Origin of the sequence: Pediococcus siamensis, from assembly GCF_047220215.1 — a bacterium.
GTDB lineage: Bacteria > Bacillota > Bacilli > Lactobacillales > Lactobacillaceae > Pediococcus > Pediococcus siamensis.
In genome coordinates this window covers 1,220,190-1,237,470 of the sequence record NZ_CP178375.1, presented here as the reverse complement: position 1 = coordinate 1,237,470, position 17,281 = coordinate 1,220,190, and the positions used below count along the sequence as shown (strand labels likewise).

15 protein-coding genes and 1 tRNA gene are annotated in these 17,281 nt (G+C 40.6%); 13 read left to right on the top strand and 3 right to left on the bottom strand.

The features are described 5' to 3' along the window. Positions 1-3 precede the first annotated feature (3 nt). From ACLJJ6_RS05945 to ACLJJ6_RS05895, 11 genes are all read left to right on the top strand, one after another. Entirely contained in the window at positions 4-717 is a 714-nt protein-coding gene (locus ACLJJ6_RS05945) for an aspartate/glutamate racemase family protein (RefSeq protein WP_412988307.1), read from the top strand. A gap of 78 nt (positions 718-795) precedes the next feature. Further along, positions 796-866 (top strand) — tRNA-Gly (locus ACLJJ6_RS05940). Positions 867-1,077: 211 nt separating this feature from the next. Then, positions 1,078-2,766: an arginine--tRNA ligase gene (gene argS, locus ACLJJ6_RS05935; RefSeq protein WP_412988306.1), complete on the top strand. Its 1,689-nt coding sequence runs from the start codon at positions 1,078-1,080 to the stop codon at positions 2,764-2,766. 245 nt (positions 2,767-3,011) lie between these two features. Then, complete coding sequence (locus tag ACLJJ6_RS05930; protein WP_412988305.1) at positions 3,012-4,133, top strand: aminotransferase; 1,122 nt, start codon at positions 3,012-3,014, stop codon at positions 4,131-4,133. Positions 4,134-4,228: 95 nt separating this feature from the next. Beyond that, complete coding sequence (locus tag ACLJJ6_RS05925) at positions 4,229-4,915, top strand: Crp/Fnr family transcriptional regulator (RefSeq protein WP_412988304.1); 687 nt, start codon at positions 4,229-4,231, stop codon at positions 4,913-4,915. A 74-nt stretch (positions 4,916-4,989) separates the two neighbouring features. Then, positions 4,990-5,454: an arginine repressor gene (locus ACLJJ6_RS05920; RefSeq protein ID WP_412988302.1), complete on the top strand. Its 465-nt coding sequence runs from the start codon at positions 4,990-4,992 to the stop codon at positions 5,452-5,454. 186 nt (positions 5,455-5,640) lie between these two features. Continuing rightward, entirely contained in the window at positions 5,641-7,791 is a 2,151-nt protein-coding gene (locus ACLJJ6_RS05915; RefSeq protein WP_412988301.1) for a PBP1A family penicillin-binding protein, read from the top strand. A gap of 80 nt (positions 7,792-7,871) precedes the next feature. Continuing rightward, positions 7,872-8,216: a YlbF family regulator gene (locus ACLJJ6_RS05910; protein ID WP_412988300.1), complete on the top strand. Its 345-nt coding sequence runs from the start codon at positions 7,872-7,874 to the stop codon at positions 8,214-8,216. Positions 8,217-8,311: 95 nt separating this feature from the next. Continuing rightward, complete coding sequence (locus ACLJJ6_RS05905) at positions 8,312-9,550, top strand: metallophosphoesterase family protein (RefSeq protein WP_412988299.1); 1,239 nt, start codon at positions 8,312-8,314, stop codon at positions 9,548-9,550. Beyond that, positions 9,531-12,182: an AAA family ATPase gene (locus tag ACLJJ6_RS05900; RefSeq protein WP_412988297.1), complete on the top strand. Its 2,652-nt coding sequence runs from the start codon at positions 9,531-9,533 to the stop codon at positions 12,180-12,182. Before ACLJJ6_RS05905 ends, ACLJJ6_RS05900 begins: the two co-directional genes overlap by 20 nt. A gap of 12 nt (positions 12,183-12,194) precedes the next feature. After that, the gene (locus tag ACLJJ6_RS05895) at positions 12,195-13,151 is read left to right on the top strand and encodes a 3'-5' exoribonuclease YhaM family protein (protein WP_412988296.1); all 957 of its coding nucleotides are present in this window, start codon (positions 12,195-12,197) and stop codon (positions 13,149-13,151) included. 98 nt (positions 13,152-13,249) lie between these two features. On the opposite strand, the gene ACLJJ6_RS05890 is transcribed toward ACLJJ6_RS05895, so the two are convergent. The 3 genes from ACLJJ6_RS05890 to ACLJJ6_RS05880 all read right to left on the bottom strand — a co-directional run bounded on the left by ACLJJ6_RS05890 (position 13,250) and on the right by ACLJJ6_RS05880 (position 15,051). Next, the gene (locus ACLJJ6_RS05890) at positions 13,250-14,131 is read right to left on the bottom strand and encodes a peptidylprolyl isomerase PrsA (protein ID WP_412988294.1); all 882 of its coding nucleotides are present in this window, start codon (positions 14,129-14,131) and stop codon (positions 13,250-13,252) included. 111 nt (positions 14,132-14,242) lie between these two features. Further along, positions 14,243-14,605, bottom strand: a complete 363-nt coding sequence (locus ACLJJ6_RS05885) for a hypothetical protein (RefSeq protein WP_412988293.1) — start codon at positions 14,603-14,605, stop codon at positions 14,243-14,245. A gap of 2 nt (positions 14,606-14,607) precedes the next feature. Next, positions 14,608-15,051, bottom strand: a complete 444-nt coding sequence (locus tag ACLJJ6_RS05880; RefSeq protein ID WP_412988291.1) for an HIT family protein — start codon at positions 15,049-15,051, stop codon at positions 14,608-14,610. A gap of 146 nt (positions 15,052-15,197) precedes the next feature. On the opposite strand from ACLJJ6_RS05880, the gene ACLJJ6_RS05875 reads away from it, so the two are divergent. Then, a complete protein-coding gene (locus ACLJJ6_RS05875; protein ID WP_412988289.1) occupies positions 15,198-15,938 on the top strand; it encodes an ABC transporter ATP-binding protein in 741 nt (246 codons plus the stop codon). After that, on the top strand, positions 15,931-17,145 hold the full coding sequence (locus ACLJJ6_RS05870) for an ABC transporter permease (RefSeq protein WP_412988287.1): 1,215 nt from the start codon (positions 15,931-15,933) through the stop codon (positions 17,143-17,145). The genes ACLJJ6_RS05875 and ACLJJ6_RS05870 overlap by 8 nt, the downstream gene beginning before the upstream one ends. The last annotated feature ends 136 nt before the right edge of the window (positions 17,146-17,281 follow it).

Here is a 17,281-nt window from a genome sequence, read left to right as displayed (position 1 = left end):
GGTATGAAAAACTTCTTTACAATTATTGGGGGCATGGGGACACCGGCGACGGAAAGCTATTTACGACTGTTGAATCAGCGCACTCCCGCCCATTGTGACCAGGATTATTTTAATTATATCTTAGTGAACCATGCGACGGTTCCAGACCGGTCGACTTATTTAATGGATCATAGTCAACCGAGTCCCTTGCCCGATTTGCTGGCAGATATCAAAGCACAGAGCGCCTTAAAGCCGAGTTTCTTTGTCATCGCATGTAACACGGCGCATTATTTTTATGATGACTTACAAGCGGCAACCACAGTTCCCATTGTGCATATGCCGCGTGAAACTGTGAATTATATTAAGGCTACTTATCCCAAGGCACACCGAATTGGGGTAATCGGAACGAAGGGAACAACTACCGATGGGATTTATGACCGTGAATTGGCACGCCAAGATCTAGAAGTGGTAAAACCAACGTCAGAAATTCAGGACATGACAACGCAACTAATTTTTGATGACATCAAAAATCAAAATAAGGTTGATGGCAAGTTGTTTCACACAATTATCAAACAAATGGTTGAGAAGCAAGGAGCTGAGGTTGTTATTTTAGGGTGCACCGAGCTCTCATATGCACAGGAGTTGGCTCCAGAATTGACGATCCCGGTTGCGGATTCGCAATCGATTCTGGTTGATAAGTCAATTGCACTGGCAACGGAGTTAAGAAAGAAAGCGTAAATTTCAACTAAGTAAGTATTTTGTGGCAAAACAGTCATGACAAACATCTGCTGATATGCTATACTTACTTTTGTGTTTGCGGGCATAGTTTAGTGGTAAAATTCAAGCTTCCCAAGCTTGCGTCGCGGGTCCGATTCCCGTTGCCCGCTTTTCCATAAGAGAGTAGTACTTAGTTTCCCCTAATGCAAGCGAGTTCGGAGTGGTGTGAGCCGAATATTAGCGACTAACGAACGTACTTTTATGTTTAGTATTAATATATGAGTGGATTTTTTAAATCAATTAGAGTGGTACCGCGGGTTAACTCGTCTCTTACAATGATATTGAATTGTAAGGGATTTTTTTATATACAGGAGGATAAAAATGGACTATAAGAATCAAGTCGCACAATCAATTGTTAAGGCGCTGGCAAATCAGCTCGATTTACAAACAGTTTACGAAAAAATTGAAGTGCCCAAATCAACTAAATTAGGGGATTTTGCTTTCCCAACTTTTATTCTAGCTAAAACGTTACATAAGGCACCTCAGATCATTGCGACGGAATTAGTTGATCAGATTGACGGCGCTGGTTATGAAAAAGTTGAAGCAGCAGGACCATATGTGAATTTCTTTCTTGATAAGGTGCAAGTAAGCCAAGAAGTCTTAAATTCTGTTTTGACAGCGCAATCGCATTATGGGGATGCCACCGTGGGAAACCAGGGAAAGGTGCCAATTGATATGTCATCTCCTAACATTGCCAAACCCATTTCAATGGGACATCTACGTTCAACTGTTATCGGAAATTCCTTGGCCAACTTGTTAGCTAAGACAGGTTATGAGCCTGTAAAGATTAACCATTTAGGTGACTGGGGGACCCAATTTGGGAAGCTGATCGAAGCTTACAAGCTTTGGGGAAGCGAAGAAGAAGTTAAAGCAGATCCGATTAATAAATTACTAGAATATTACGTTCGTTTTCATAAAGAAGATCAAGAACACCCCGAGCTAGACGAAGAGGCTCGTAAATGGTTCAAGAAATTAGAAGATGGTGATGAGGAAGCCACTCAGCTATGGCAGTGGTTCCGGTCTGTATCTTTGGAGTCCTTTAAACGTATTTATGATAAACTCGGAATTACCTTTGATTCGTACAAGGGCGAAGCTTTTTATAATGATAAAATGGATGAGGTTGTGCAAATTCTTGAGGACAAACATTTACTCAAGGAAAGTCAAGGCGCTGAAATTGTTGACTTGGATAAGTATAATTTAAATCCAGCTTTGATCAAAAAAACGGATGGGGCAACACTGTACATTACTCGTGATTTGGCAGCTGCCATTTATCGAAAACGTACCTATAACTTTGTGCAGTCCTTATACGTTGTGGGTGCTGAACAAATTAATCATTTTAAACAATTAAAGGCCGTTTTAAAAGAAATGGGGTTTGACTGGTCAGATGATGTGCACCACATTCCGTTTGGTCTCATTACTCTAAATGGGAAAAAATTATCAACTCGTTCAGGGCGCGTTGTTTTACTAGATAAGGTTCTTGATGATGCCATTGACTTGGCTAAACAACAGATTCAAGCTAAAAATCCTGATTTAGCCAATGCCGATGAGGTTGCGCATGAAGTTGGTGTGGGCGCCGTTATTTTCCATGATCTGAAGAATGAAAGAATGAATTCATTTGATTTTGATTTAAATGAAGTTGTGCGGTTTGAAGGCGAAACTGGCCCGTATGTACAATATACACGGGCACGTGCGGAAAGTATTTTGAGAAAAGCTGCTCAGACAGTGCAAGCTGATGATGTCAAATTAGATGATGCCAATGCTTGGGAAACTGTAAAGCATCTGCAGGCTTTTCCGGAGACTATTTTACGAGCAGTTAAGGCGTATGAACCATCCATTATTGCTAAGTACGCACTTCACCTCGCCAAATCATTTAATCAGTATTACGCAAATTCAAAAGTGTTAGTGGAAGACGATCAGCTGAATGCACGGTTGGCCTTAGTTCGTAGTGTTTCCATTGTTTTAGAAATTTCGTTAAATCTCCTCGGGGTTCAAGCACCCAAAGAAATGTAAAAAAGGATTTAAAAAGGTGGTTTCAAAATAATTGAGACTGCCTTTTATTGTTGGCATAAATAGGTAACGGAAGAATAAGTATGCGACCTCATCTTAGTTTGAAAAATTTAGGCGGGCGGTTTTTGGCGAAATGTGAAAAATTCACATTTAGAATGTTAAATATCGACAACTAGAAGTTGGCTGACCTGGTAAAATGAAGGTCGTGAAAGTCAAGATTAGGTCCAGAACATGGAGGAAAAATAAGGATGGAAATTAAAGGGTTTGGGGTTGAAGCGTGGTTGAATAAGTATGAAAAATCGGCCCAATTTGACATTTCACAGAGCACCATTAAATCGCTAACGTTAGGGGAGCTACTCAGCTTTGCATCCCAGGATCCCCAGAAAATGCTGGCAAATTATTTGGAGACCAAATTAAATTATGGATGGATTGAAGGTTCACCAGAATTTAAAGAGTTAGTTGCCCAGGGGTATCGCCATGTGCCTGTCGCAAATATCTTACAAACAAACGGCGCAACCGGTGCCAACTTTTTGGCCTTGTTTAGTCTCCTTAATCCCGGCGATGAGATTATTGCACTCTATCCAAGTTATCAGCAATTGTATGATCTGCCTAAATCTTTAGGCGTGAAAGTTAAAAATTGGGATATTCAAGAAGCCCTCAACTGGCAACCGGATATCAAACAGCTAAAACATTTAGTGACTAATAAAACCAAAATGATTTGTTTGAATAATGCACAAAATCCAACCGGTAGCCTCCTCAGCAAGCCGTTATTGGAGCAAGTTGTTTTGTTGGCGAGAGAAGTTGGTGCTTATGTTTTAGCCGATGAAGTGTATCAGCCGGTTGATCAGATCGAAGACTTTCCTAATATTGCGGACTTATACGAAAGAGGCATTTCTGTCAACAGTCTTTCTAAGACCTATTCAGTTCCTGGTCTGCGGATTGGGTGGGTTGCTACCCAGTCGCCGGAACTTGCCGATGTTTTTCGGAAGTACCGAGATTACACGATGATCTCCGGCGGGGTTATCAATGATACCCTGGCTTGTTTGGTTTTAAAAAATCGTCAAAAGATTTTAAAACGGAATCAACAGCTTGTCCAACGGAACCATGAAATTTTGGCAAAGTGGGTAGCAACACAGGCAAAGGTGGAAATTATCATGCCAGAGCAGGTTTCAACAGCCTGTATAAAGCTAAATATTCAGACGACTGATGAAATTTTTTGTCAGCAGCTTTTAAAAGCAACGGGTGTCTTACTGGTTCCGGGGTCACGTTTTGATATGCCTGGACATGCCCGCATTGGGTATTGCACGGATAGCGTGACTTTAAAAAACGGATTGCAACGGTTAGGCAAGTTCTTAAGCACTTTTGACTAAAGATATTGCTTATGAATCAAATTAGTTATTGGCTTTTTCTGAAGAGTTTGCGATAATAAAGATGTAATAATTTTTATTTGAAAGAGGCTAATGACATGATGATTAACCCCGAAGAGAAGCAAAAATATATCGACTATCTCGCTCAGACTAGAGAAGGACAGGTCTTAACGTCCGATGAGCGAAAAAAAGCGTTGGCTTATTTGAAATTCAAAAAAGTTGGCAAAGGTCAGCGTTTAATTGAACAGTATGAAGAAGGTCGGTACGTCTTTTTCGTTAAGGAGGGCTTTTTCAAGGCCTCGGTTTTTGATAAAGATGAAGAGACCGCGTACGTTACTTTTTACTGTCCGGATCGTGTTTTTCCTGTTAAAGAAATTCTATCTGGTAATTATCACTATGGTTACACAGTGATTGCGTTGACTGAAGCAGTTGTTGCTTATTTACCAATTACGCTTTTTGTCAATCTTGCTCAGAATAACGCGGCATTTATGATGGCTATTTGTAAAAGAGTGGCAAATGTTCTCAATGATGCGGAGGTTTTTGGTCAGACAGTTAACATTAGTTCTGCGGTTAGGCGGGTTACAAAAAAACTGGAGGCTTTGCGGTGTAATTACGCGATTGCTGATGAAAAAGGCAGCCGCTTACCTTTTCCATTACCCATTAAGGAGTTCGCTGCACTGGTAGGCACATCGCGGGAAACGACGGGGAAAATTATTCGGGATTTAGTACAGGAAAAAAAGTTGGGCTATGAAAAAAAACATTTTATTTTTCCAAAGGCGCCTTAAATAAAGAGAGCCTGTTAGCTTTTAAAAAGTTTTGCTATACTTAGGGAAGTTAATGATGGAAGTGAAGTGTGAAAATGAAAAAAAGTGAGCGCCAAAAAATTGTAACGGATCTCATCATGAATCAGCCAATTGCTAAACAGGATGATTTAATGCAGCTTTTGAAGGAACATGGTGTGGTAGCTACCCAAGCGACAATTTCACGAGATATGCGTGAACTCCATATTGTCAAGGGTGCTGATCGTGAAGGCAAGCAACGTTACATGATTTTTCAAGCTAGCCCGGAAGATCCTACTGAGTTAATGTTTAAAACCTTCGCCAAAATTGCTAAACAAATTGATCAAATTCAATTTGTTAACATTATCAAAACAACCCCCAATGAGGGGAATCGCCTAGCAGCGGTGCTAGATGAAACAACGCTACCGGAGATTGTGGGAACACTGGCCGGATTTGATACCATTGTTATTTTTAGTCCTAATGAAACGTTAGCAACGAATTTGAATCACAAGTTAACCAAATATCTAAACAATGAAAATAAGTAATTAGGAGTAATGCATTTTGAGAGTGTTTGTGATCTTCAAAGTGTCATTTACTCTTTTTTGTTGTCTAGATATAAGGTAAGCTTAACCTGGCTTGTTTAAGGGTCTTTTAAGGCTGCTATCAAAATATAAAATGTCATTTGGTTTGTGATACAATACAGCTAACATTCAATTTAAACGGAGACTTTCATGAATACTAATAATTTTTTCGCAACGTTAAAACGATGGTTCAAGCAATTGGGACATTTTTTGTCACCATACTGGCATCGCGTAAGCGCCTTTTTAAGGCGTTATTGGCGGCGATTTCAGTTAACTCGGTGGTTAGTCATCGTCTTTTTGAGTTTCTTCTTGGTCATGAGTGCTTATTTGACATATCAAGCTAAGACAGCGAATGTGGGTGATTTAAAAAGTGCTTTGGAGAAACCCACTGTTGTTTATGATGCTAAAAATCAAAAGGCTGGCTCATTGTATTCTCAGAAGGGAACTTGGGTCAAACTGAAAAATATATCTGTGAATGTACAAAATGCTGTGATTTCAACTGAAGATCGGGGATTTTATAAAGAGTATGGTTTTTCGATTAAAGGAATTGGCAGAGCAGCCCTGCTTTATGTAATGAACAAGGTGATGGGCCGTAACTATATCAGTGGCGGTGGGAGTACTTTAACACAACAGCTGGTAAAAAATGCTTTTTTGTCACAGCAACAGACTTTTACACGTAAAGCAAAAGAGCTATTTCTTTCAATTGAAGTAGAAAATGTTTATACAAAATCCGAAATCTTAGAAATGTATCTAAATAATGCTTACTTTGGCAATGGCGTCTGGGGTGTACAGGATGCGGCAAAACGGTACTTTGGCGTTTCTGCAAGCCAGCTAACTGTCCCGCAATCAGCTGTTTTGGCAGGTATGCTAACGTCGCCAAGTGCCTATAATCCAGAGGATCATCCGGCTGCCTCAAAAAAAAGGCGCAATGTTGTCTTGAGTTTGATGGCGGAAAATAATAAGATCACCACTGCACAGGCTAAGGCCTACCAAAAGACGGCGCTGGTGACAAGCAATGGGTACTCAGACACAAGTGATTATAAGTATCCCTATTATTTTGATGCCGTTATTAATGAAGCGATCAGCCGTTATGGTTTAACTGAGTCTGACATTATGAACCGGGGCTATAAGATTTATACGTATTTGAATCAAAGTGATCAAACCAGTATGCAAAACGAGTTTAAGACTGCAAGCTACTTCCCAGCGGATGCTTCCGATGGTACGAAGGTCCAAGCAGCTTCAATTGCAATTAATCCGAAAACTGGTGGCGTTGTTGCGGTTGTCGGTGGGCGTGGCAAACACGTCTTTAGAGGGTTTAATCGGGCCACACAGATGAAACGGCAACCTGGTTCCACTTTGAAACCAATTGCGGTGTATGCGCCGGCTTTAGCCAGTGGCTATTCTTACGATTCAACATTACAAGATAAGCTACAATCCTATGGGACAAACAACTATCGTCCTAAAAATTATAATAATCAATATGATGGGACAATCCCAATGTATAAAGCTTTGGCAGAAAGTCGCAACGCTCCTGCAGTTTGGCTTTTAAATAAGATTGGGGTATCAAAGGGGTATGCGTCTGCGGAAAAATTTGGTCTTAATTTGGGGAAGAGTGATAAAAACTTAGCGTTAGCACTAGGTGGCTTATCTACTGGTGTATCCCCTTATCAAATGGCAAGTGCTTATACGGCCTTTGCAAATAATGGGGAGCTTGCTCAAACCGGCTTTATTCGGAAAATTGTGGATTCTTCAGGTAAAACTATTGTGAACAACACACCGCAGAAAAAACGGATTATCTCAACTAAAGTCGCCAAGGAAATGACCAGCATGATGATCGGCGTTTACAGCGATTCATACGGTACCGGTGTGAATGCAAAACCATATGGCTACACAATTGCTGGCAAAACCGGTAGTACTGAGGTGGACGGTGCTTCAACTTCTGATGCCACAAGTGATGAATGGATGATCGGTTATACTCGTGATGTGGTGGTTGCCACCTGGGAAGGGTTTGATGACACTACTAAGACAAATCATTTGGAAAATCTTAGCGGGGTTGGTTTAAGCACCTTATTCAAGTCTGAAATGGAGTCGATCTTGCCCAATACGGCTGGGACGAGTTTTGGAACGACCAACGCCGCCAGTTTAGCGGCTGCGGAAAATAGCAGTTCAGGTTCTGGAATTTGGGATAGCATTCAAAATGGGGCATCAAGTGCAGAAAAGCAATTTTCTAAAGGCACGGAATCCTTTAAAGAAAAAGCAAGTGAGTGGGTTGACAAAGCTAAAAGCTTCTTTGGGGATTAAGCGATTGTGAAATGACCAGCGCAAATGGAATTTGATATGATACAATAATACTATCAGAAACGACGTTGAGGAGGAAAATGATGGCTGTTAATATTTATGATACTGCAAACGCAATGGAAGAGGATCTCCGCCACACAACTGAATATACAAACTTGGTTGCTGCTTATGCAGAAATGAAAAAAGATGAGAAAGCTTATCAGTTGTTTAAAGACTTCCAAGAAGTTCAGGTAAACCTACAGCAAAAACAAATGAACGGTGAAGAATTAAGTGATGATGAAATGGCTCATGCTCGCGATATCGCTGGTCAAGTAGGAAATGTTGAAGTGATCAAATCGCTGATGGATAAAGAACGCAATCTGAATCAACTCCTGAACGATATTAATCAAATTATCACAAAGCCGATTCAGGAACTCTATCATGATTAAAAGGATTTTAAAGTAAACGCGTATTTTAATACAAACAGGGTTAGTGCAAACGGTGTTTTGTTCTGGCCCTTTTTATGAATCAAGAGGGATTAGTTATGAAATTCATTCATGCAGCAGATATTCATTTAGACAGTCCTTTTAAAGGATTACAAAAAGCACCTGATAAGATTTGGCAGCTTATTCACCAATCAACTTTCAAGGCTTTTGAGAACTTAGTAACGACTGCCATCGACGAACAGGTGGACTTCGTCTTATTAGTGGGCGATTTATTTGATCAAGTCCATCACAGCATTCAGGCGGATCTTTTTGCTAATCAGCAATTCGAACGGCTGAATCAAGCCCAGATTCCCGTTTTTCTTAGTTATGGGAATCATGACTTTTTAAATCAGGATACCGAGTTGATTGCCTACCCGCAAAATGTTCATGTTTTTGATCAAGTTATCCCACAAACAAAACGCTTAACACTAGCCGATGGTACAGAAGTTGCCATTGTCGGATTTAGCTATGATCGGCAAGCTGTTAAAGAAGATGTTGTGGCTCAGTTTCCAGTTCGTGAAGCCGTTGATTTTGAAATTGGGATGGTTCATGGCAGTATGGATAGTTTGAATGCGCCAGAAGCCAATTATGCTCCTTTTTCGAAGAATGAACTGTTGGCTTTGCACTATGATTATTGGGCATTAGGTCATATTCATAAACGACAAATCTTAAACGAAACACCTAACATCATTTATCCAGGGAATTTGCAAGGTCGTCATAAAAATGAAGCCGGTGAAAAGGGCTTTTATTTGGTCACGGAGCACGATCATCAGTTAGTGCCGGAATTTAGACGAGCGTCGGTAATTGAGTGGCAAACGGCAACGATCGCAGTTCAAGGCGAGGCAACATTTGAGGATTTAAAACAACAAATTTTGACACGCACGCAGGCAGCTTCTAATGACCACCCCCAATTTATGGCGGTGACGTTGCAAAATGTTCAGGTATTGGCAAGTAATGTCTTAGTGCGAGTTGAAGATGGTAGCCTTTTAGAAGTGGTGCAACAAGCTTTGTTGCAAGATAATCAAACCGCGATTTGGATCTATGAACTTAACTTAGCTTCCACCCAAGCCTTGTCCCACTTGGCAGCACTTGATAAGGATTATTGGGAGCAAAGTCGCCAACATGTTTTTAGTTTGGCGAATCTTGATCAGCTTGCTGGCAAATTGTTGAATTACGATTTTATTGCGACAACGTTAACTGACAAGGCGCAAATCGCCCAGATCCAAAAACTTACAGAAGTGTTGTTGCTTGAAAATGGCGAACAGGAGGGATCAAGCAATGAAAATTCTGAAAATTAACGTTTATGGATTTGGCAAGTGGCAGGATTGTCAGTTTGAGCTTGCAGACGGACTCACCATTTTTAGCGGCCCAAACGAAGCTGGCAAATCCACATTGCGTCAATTTATTTTAAGTATCCTCTTTGGTTTTCGAACAAAACGGGGAGCAGATCGTTTTCTTCAATATATTCCTAAAAATGGCTCGAAATATGGCGGAGAATTATTAGTTGAAAAAAATCAGCGGCAGTATTTGCTGACCCGCGTTAAAGGAAAAAACGGGGGGAACCTGACAATCACGGATTTGCAAACCCAAGAAGTTGTGGATAATGCAGTTTTAAGTCAATTGCTTGGGGCAGTAGATGAAACACTGTTTACAGAAATGTTTAGTTTTGGGGAAAGTGAGTTGGCAGAAGTTCGGCAACTGGACCGCGACGAGTTTCGCAGAAGAGTGCTGAAAATTGGGGCAGTTGGCAGTGACCAATGGATCAACTTACAAAGTAATTTTGAAAAATCTGCGGATAAATTATATGCGCCTAACGGTCGTGTGAAACCCTTAAATAAATTATTGAAACAACATGATGCGTTAGAAGCACAAACACGCCAAGCTGCACAAGAAATAACGGTGTATCATCAATATACCGTTGAAGCACAAGCCGGTGACAAATCGCTCAGTGAGATTCAAGAAAAAATTACGCGGGAACGAGGTAAAGTTAATCGTTTAAAACATGCAGAAAGTGGTTGGGACGCCTTTCAGGAATACCAGACCATTCAGCCAAAACTCAATTCAAAGTTTGTTGAGCTCTCCGAACAGACCATTCAAGATATTTCCCATCGTCATCAACAACTTGAAGAAGACCAGCAGGCGGTTGCAGATTTGCGCGAAAAAGTAGCTAGCCTCAAGCAGCAAAAGCCTCAAAATCCGCGAATCTTATTCTTTAACCAGCACAAAAATGATTTGACAGCTATTCGTCAGAAATTAGGGGATGTCCAAGCCAAACTAGCCGAAAAGGACCGTCTTCAAGAGAGTCAACAAGAACTGGAAGATGAGAAGAATCGGTTACTTCCCCAAGTTACGTTTGATGGTAAGATTCCAAAAGACTTCTCTAAAGCAGACCTAGCTCCCGTGCAGGCGGCACTAACGAAAAAGCAGAGTTTGGATAAGGAGCGTCAAGATATTCAGGCTCAAATTGTGACGCTGCAGAAGCAATTACTGAATGCAACACCAGCAAGTCAGGCAACTGCTAAATCAACGCATTTCAAGATGAGTTTGCTTATCATTAGCCTGATTGTCGCCTTGTTGCCGTGGGTACTTAGTTGGCAACTGGGACTCAAGCTTGGTTTAACGGTTGTTGGAATTTTAGGTATCGTGTTGAGCCGTGCTTTAGCAGTTAAACCTGTTCATAAAACAAATTCGGGTGTTTTAAATCAGCAGGAAGAGTTGAGTCGGTTGAATCAGCAATTGAATGATATTCAGCAAAACAGCGAAACGGTAAATCAAACAATTGTGGAATTTGGCGAAACTCATGAATTACTTTCGATTGAACCGCAAACCTGGGTAACTTTGCAAGCTAATTTAGAACGTTTGGCTGGACTTGATCAAAAAGCGGTACAAAACAAAACGCAGTTACAACAGTTAGATGCGGGGTGGCAAACTTTTGCAGCGCAAACGGCAATTTTAACAAGTTGGGTGAATTTGACAGGTGAACCAGAAGCACAATTGCAAAATTTGCGGGATTATTTCGATTCAATTCAGCAAGATCAGCAGGAAGAAAGTAAACTCAAGCAGAATCTGGATTATTACCAGGAGAAATTAGCGGCGGCAACAGCGCGGCAATCGAAAGACAAAGTGGCTGAAGAAAAGCAGTTGACGGCGTTGAGCCTGAAAGATTGGGCGGCTTTTGAAGCTAAATTAGCTGCGCAAAATCAGCAGGTAAGTTTAAGGGCTAAGCAAGCACAACTTCAGCAGTTACTCGGACAGGAGACTTTAGCGACTTTGAAGCATTATTCGGACCACACAGAACTGAAGGCCCAATTGACGCAAGCAGTGGCCGAATTAGAAAATTTACGACAAAATCAAGAACAGTTGGTTGAACAAAAAACTATTCTAACGACTAAAATGCAGCAATTGGCTAGTGATCAGACCTATGCGAAGCAACAACAAGACTTAGCTAACCTGGAAACCGAGATTTTGAATTCTGCCAAATCGTGGTTAACACAAAAACTGGCAGCCCAGTGGATTGATGAGACTTTGTTAGTGGCAAGCCAGGGACGGCTGCCTAAGATAATGACCATTGCTGAGCAATATTTTTCTTTATTAACGGATAAAAGGTACAATAAAGTCAGTTTTGATGATCAGACAATTCTTGTGTTTGATGATAAGCATCAAAGTTATGAAGTTGGGGAGCTTTCGCAAGGCACCGCGGAGCAATTATATGTTGCCATTCGATTGGCGTTCGTAAAGGTAATGGCTGATTTGGCCGACCTCCCAATTATTATTGATGATGGTTTTGTTAATTTTGATGCCCAGCGAAAGCAAAATGTGATGACCTTATTAGCACAAATTGGGCAGAATTATCAAATTATTTATTTTACTGCAGAACAGGGCAATTTTAAGCTTGGAGACGCAGTGAAAGTTATTGAGTTAGCGAATTAAGGAGTATAAGAGATGGATAATAAAAGGCTTTTCGACTATGCGGTTGACGAAACACTGAATATTTTTGTGTTAATTAAAAGTTCTGAAGTGCGAGTCGCCAAAAATGGCAAAGATTTTCTTTCGTTAGTTTTTGAAGACCGGTCTGGTGATATTGGTGGCAAATTTTGGGATGCGAGTGCAAAAGATGTCGAAAACTTCAAAGCAGGACAAGTGATCTTTTTAAATGGTAAACGTGAAAATTATAAGGGGACGCCCCAGATTAAAATTTTAGGGATGCGTTTAGCTACTGAAACCGAACCGAATAATCCCGGATTATATACCAAAAGAGCACCGATGAACGCAACTGATATGAAAGAGGAAATTAGTAAGGTTCTATTTGATATTACCAATCCTAATTGGAATCGAATCGTTCGTTTTCTTTTACAAAAATACGACGCACAATTTTATACTTATCCGGCTGCCAAAACGAATCATCATGCCTATCAAGGGGGCTTAGCCTTTCATACAATTTCAATTCTCCGTCTGGCTCATCAAGTCAGTGAGCAGTATAGCCAAATTGATCGCTCCTTATTATATGCGGGGGCGATTCTCCACGACCTTGGGAAAACCATCGAGTTGTCGGGGCCAGTTTCCACGACATATACGGTGGAGGGCAATCTTCTAGGGCACATCGTGATTATGGACGGCGAAATTGTGAAGGCGTGTCAGGAACTGAAGATCAGTGATGATAGTGAGGATCTCTTGTTATTAAGACACATGATTGTTTCTCATCACGGCTTGAAGGAATACGGGTCCCCAATTGAGCCTTTATTGTTAGAGGCTGTCGTTTTACACGATTTAGACGATTTAGATGCTTCCATTCAAATGGTGACTGGGGCCCTTGACCATACCAAGGCAGGTACGTTTTCGGAGCGAATTTTCGGAATGGATGGCCGCAATTTTTACAAACGCGTGGGGCATCAGGGCTAAACGCTTTTTAAGTGAATTGAATGGTAGTCATTTGCTGATTAAGCATACAAAAAAGCTTCAAGGTTTAAACCTTGAAGCTTTTTTACGTTCAATCGTTATTAATTAGATGATGATGAACTTGAAAGATAATCAGAAAGAACATCTTTTAAGTCATTATCCTTAATAGAAATATTGCCATCCTTAAGAACCTTAGAAACAACACTCTTCAGCTTAGACCTGCTGCTCATATCTGCTGTCCAAATTCGTTCTTTTAAGGCCTTAGTATGATCACTCATCTTACCCTTAGCAGGCTTGTTGAGCATCTTAATAACTTGATAACCGTATTGGGTTTTAACTGGCGTAGTGGTGTACTTGCCTTCGTCTAACGCAAATGCGGCTTTGGTAAAGCTAGAATCTAAAGTTGTGTTCGTATCATCAAATGGTGAAAGCTTGCCACCCTTGTTCTTTGTTGAACTATCTGTTGAGTACTGTTTAGCCAACTTCGTAAAGCTTTCGCCTTTTTTGAGTTTTTTAATGACAGTTTCAGCAGTTGATTTCTTAGAAACGAGGATTTGTGCGACAGTGACTTTTGGTTGATAAGTCTTCCATTGTTTCTTCAAGTCAGCGTTTGTAATCTTATCTTTATCTTTGACAGCTTCCTTTAAGAGTAAGTTAGACCGAATTTCTTGTCTAAAACTTGAAGCAGTCATCCCATTTTGCTCAAGCACGCTCTTAAATTGGCTCCCATATTGACTCTTGTAAGCATTATACTGTTTCGTAACGGTTTTTTTAGAAACCTTACTGCCATAATCCTTTTCAAGAACCTTGTTCAAAATCATTTGTTGAAGTACTTGTTTACCGCTTGAAGTTGACTTCAGGCTGCTATAGTAAGCACTCTCAGTGATTTTGCCACCCTTCGTTGTTGCAACGGTCTTGTTACCGCAGGCAGCTAAAGTCACTGCCATGAAAACACTGGCTAATGCAATTAACCATTTCTTCATCCATAAACACATCCTAACTTAATTGTTTGAAAAACTTCAATTCCCATCATAACATAGAAACGGTCTGTTTTATAAGCATGACTGAATCTTTAATAAAAATTCAAACTATATTCATGAATGATGATTTTGCGAATGCTGGTCGTTGACGCCGTCAAGCTGCTTGTTGATATCTTGTGTCAGTTCATCGATTTTTTTTAAACGTGGCTGAAGTTTATACTCAAAGCGATCCACGTCGCGCTGAATGGCTTGCAGCGTTGGCTGACTCTTTTCGATGGCTTTTTGAAGATTAGTCGTACTAGTCTTGAGGTTGGTTACAGCCTGACTAAAATCGTGAATACTGGTCATTGTTTCCGTGATGGTCTGTTTAAGATCGCTTAAGGGGTGCGGATGAGACAAAACATATTTACCACCGTGATAACCTAAAAAAGATAAGAGCGTGTACCGCAAAAAATGGTGCTTATTTTTCTTGGCCATGGTTAGTCCTCCAATTGTGTTTGAATGCTCGCCTGAATGGCTTGCAGTTTTGCTTCGTTGTATTGCTTTGTATTATCCCCAAAAATCATTTTGAAATCGTCTTTATCAGAATACCGGGGAATCAAATGAAAATGAGAGTGAAATACAGATTGGTAAGCAATCGCACCATTATTATTCACAATATTCATCCCAATAATATTAGGGTTGCTTGCCTTAATTGCTTGCGCGATCAAGGGAATTTTTGCAAAGGTTTGCGCTGCTAGCTGTGGGTCATAAGCAAAAATGTCTGGAACATGTGTCTTAGGAACTACCAGTGTGTGCCCAGGGGTGGCTTGAGAAAGATCCAAAAAGGCTTTGATATTTTCATCTTCGTAAATGGTATAACTAGGGATATCACCAGTTATAATCTTACAAAAAACACAGGATGCATCAAGTTTTTCTGACATAATGGTTACCTCTTTTTTTAAAGTATCTTTATTATAACAATATTAAACCAGAAGCCCAAAACAAGATCCCTTTTTGTTAAATCTGTGAAAACAGTCCGTTCATGATATAATCTAGTCAAATCGACTTTGAAAGAGGAAAAATGAAAATGGTTTTAAAAATAGAACATTTAGTGGGGGGATACTCACAGATTCCCGTCCTCAAAGATATAAATTTTGAAGTGCACGAAGGGGAATTGGTTGGCCTGATTGGGTTAAATGGTGCTGGAAAATCAACGACGATCAACCACATTATTGGTCTCTTAACTCCGCAAAAGGGTAAGATTACTATTAATGGAAAAACGGTTTATCAAGACAGTGAAGCTTATAAAAAGCAGATTGCCTACATTCCGGAGTTGCCGGTTTTGTATCCAGAATTAACTTTGAAAGAACACATTAATTTGACTATTATGGCCTATCACTTGGATCCTGACCAAGCTTGGCAACGGGCAAATCAATTATTAAAAACATTTCGGTTAGCAAACAAACTGGAATGGTTTCCTGATAATTTTTCTAAAGGGATGAAACAAAAGGTCATGATTGTTTGCGCCTTTTTAACCGACGCTCAGCTATACATCATTGACGAGCCGTTTTTAGGGCTTGATCCATTGGCTACGGATGATCTCCTAAAGTTGATTAAGGCGCAGACAGCAAGGGGAGCGGCTGTTTTGATGTCCACTCACGTCTTGGATACGGCTGAAAAATATTGTGACCGATTTGTGCTTTTACATGATGGTCGTGTGCAAACGCAAGGCAACTTGGAGACGCTGCAGACCCAATATCCGGACTTGGGAACGTCACTTTCAGATATTTATCTCGGCTTAGCTAGAGCAGGTGAAAAAGATGACTGATTTATGGCAGAAACGACGCCGAGCCCATTTTTTAGAAATGCTAAAGTATCTCAGATACGTTTTGAATGATCATTTTGTTCTGGCCCTTCTTTTTCTGGTTGGTGGTCTTGGCTATGGCTATTCTAATTTTCTAAAACAGCTAGGTGGTCCGACTTGGTGGGCAGCACCTGTGAGTGTAATCGCGTTGTTAATTTTGCTTCAATTGGGAAGTTTAGCAACGTTGGTTAAGCCAGCTGATCCAGTATTCTTGTTACCACGTGAACATGATATGCATCAATATTTAAATCAAGCGGTCGCCCACAGCTTTTTATTTAGTGCTTGCTTGGAAGTTGTCGGTGTCGCGATTTTAATGCCGTTTTTGTCGGTTGCCGGACAACTAACCACCTGGCAGATTCTCGTTTTAGGGGGCACATTACTCGTTTTAAAACTGGGTGAGCTATATCAAAAAGAGAGTCAGCTCTATCAAAACCAACAATTTGTGTGGTATAAACGCTTAATATTTAATTGGATTTTGCCCCTGATTTGGTTTGTAGTAGCGTTGTATTTAAATGTTTGGGTGGCTCTGATCACCGCAGCGGTTCAAACTGGGGGTGCAATTTTGGCGGAGCGGAGCGTGTGGCGAACGCATTCTTTAGCTTGGCGGTTGGCTATCCAACTAGAAGAACAACGGATGTTACGGATTTACCGTTTCTTTAATTTGTTTACCGATGTGCCCAATGTACGAGGGACCGTTCGGAGGCGCCGCTACCTTGACGGGCTTTTAAACTTGACAGATCGCCGGACAGACAATGCTTATCGTTATTTATTTATGCGGGCTTTATTGCGCAGTACCGAATACAGCGGCATGTATTTTCGATTAACCATTTTAGCTGCTGTTCTGTTAGCGGTTGTCCCGAATCTCTACCTATCCTTAATCATGCAGGTACTGTTTATCTATCTGATTAGTTTTCAGTTGTTACCTCTGTTGACGAATTATGACCAAAATGTTTTTACGCACTTGTATCCACTAAAAGCTGCTCAAAAAATTAGTGGTTTTAACTGGGTGATGACTCGTTTACTGTGCGGTACGGTCGTCTTTTTCGTCAGTGTGATGGGAATCGCCAGTGGATCCTGGTATCGAGCAATTTTGGGGTTAGTTGTGGGAATGCTTGAAGTCTGGGTATTATTGAAGTTTTATTTGCCCAGCAGAATGAAAAAATTAAATTGATTGTGTGTTACAAAAGCTAATGATCTGTGAACGAGTTGGGGGCTATAGCTATTTGGGCGCCTGCCAATTTTTAAACAAGAAGACGTCTTGACTGGTGTCATGACAATCTATAGAATTGATTGAGAACGAAAATTGA

Excerpts from the sequence above, each read along its gene's own strand:
- ACLJJ6_RS05945 (WP_412988307.1), top strand. The coding sequence starts at position 4 with ATGAAAAACTTCTTTACAATTATTGGGGGCATGGGGACACCGGCGACG.
- argS (WP_412988306.1), top strand. The coding sequence starts at position 1,078 with ATGGACTATAAGAATCAAGTCGCACAATCAATTGTTAAGGCGCTGGCA.
- ACLJJ6_RS05930 (WP_412988305.1), top strand. The coding sequence starts at position 3,012 with ATGGAAATTAAAGGGTTTGGGGTTGAAGCGTGGTTGAATAAGTATGAA.
- ACLJJ6_RS05925 (WP_412988304.1), top strand. The coding sequence starts at position 4,229 with ATGATGATTAACCCCGAAGAGAAGCAAAAATATATCGACTATCTCGCT.
- ACLJJ6_RS05920 (WP_412988302.1), top strand. The coding sequence starts at position 4,990 with ATGAAAAAAAGTGAGCGCCAAAAAATTGTAACGGATCTCATCATGAAT.
- ACLJJ6_RS05915 (WP_412988301.1), top strand. The coding sequence starts at position 5,641 with ATGAATACTAATAATTTTTTCGCAACGTTAAAACGATGGTTCAAGCAA.
- ACLJJ6_RS05910 (WP_412988300.1), top strand. The coding sequence starts at position 7,872 with ATGGCTGTTAATATTTATGATACTGCAAACGCAATGGAAGAGGATCTC.
- ACLJJ6_RS05905 (WP_412988299.1), top strand. The coding sequence starts at position 8,312 with ATGAAATTCATTCATGCAGCAGATATTCATTTAGACAGTCCTTTTAAA.
- ACLJJ6_RS05900 (WP_412988297.1), top strand. The coding sequence starts at position 9,531 with ATGAAAATTCTGAAAATTAACGTTTATGGATTTGGCAAGTGGCAGGAT.
- ACLJJ6_RS05895 (WP_412988296.1), top strand. The coding sequence starts at position 12,195 with ATGGATAATAAAAGGCTTTTCGACTATGCGGTTGACGAAACACTGAAT.
- ACLJJ6_RS05890 (WP_412988294.1), bottom strand. The coding sequence starts at position 14,131 with ATGAAGAAATGGTTAATTGCATTAGCCAGTGTTTTCATGGCAGTGACT.
- ACLJJ6_RS05885 (WP_412988293.1), bottom strand. The coding sequence starts at position 14,605 with ATGGCCAAGAAAAATAAGCACCATTTTTTGCGGTACACGCTCTTATCT.
- ACLJJ6_RS05880 (WP_412988291.1), bottom strand. The coding sequence starts at position 15,051 with ATGTCAGAAAAACTTGATGCATCCTGTGTTTTTTGTAAGATTATAACT.
- ACLJJ6_RS05875 (WP_412988289.1), top strand. The coding sequence starts at position 15,198 with ATGGTTTTAAAAATAGAACATTTAGTGGGGGGATACTCACAGATTCCC.
- ACLJJ6_RS05870 (WP_412988287.1), top strand. The coding sequence starts at position 15,931 with ATGACTGATTTATGGCAGAAACGACGCCGAGCCCATTTTTTAGAAATG.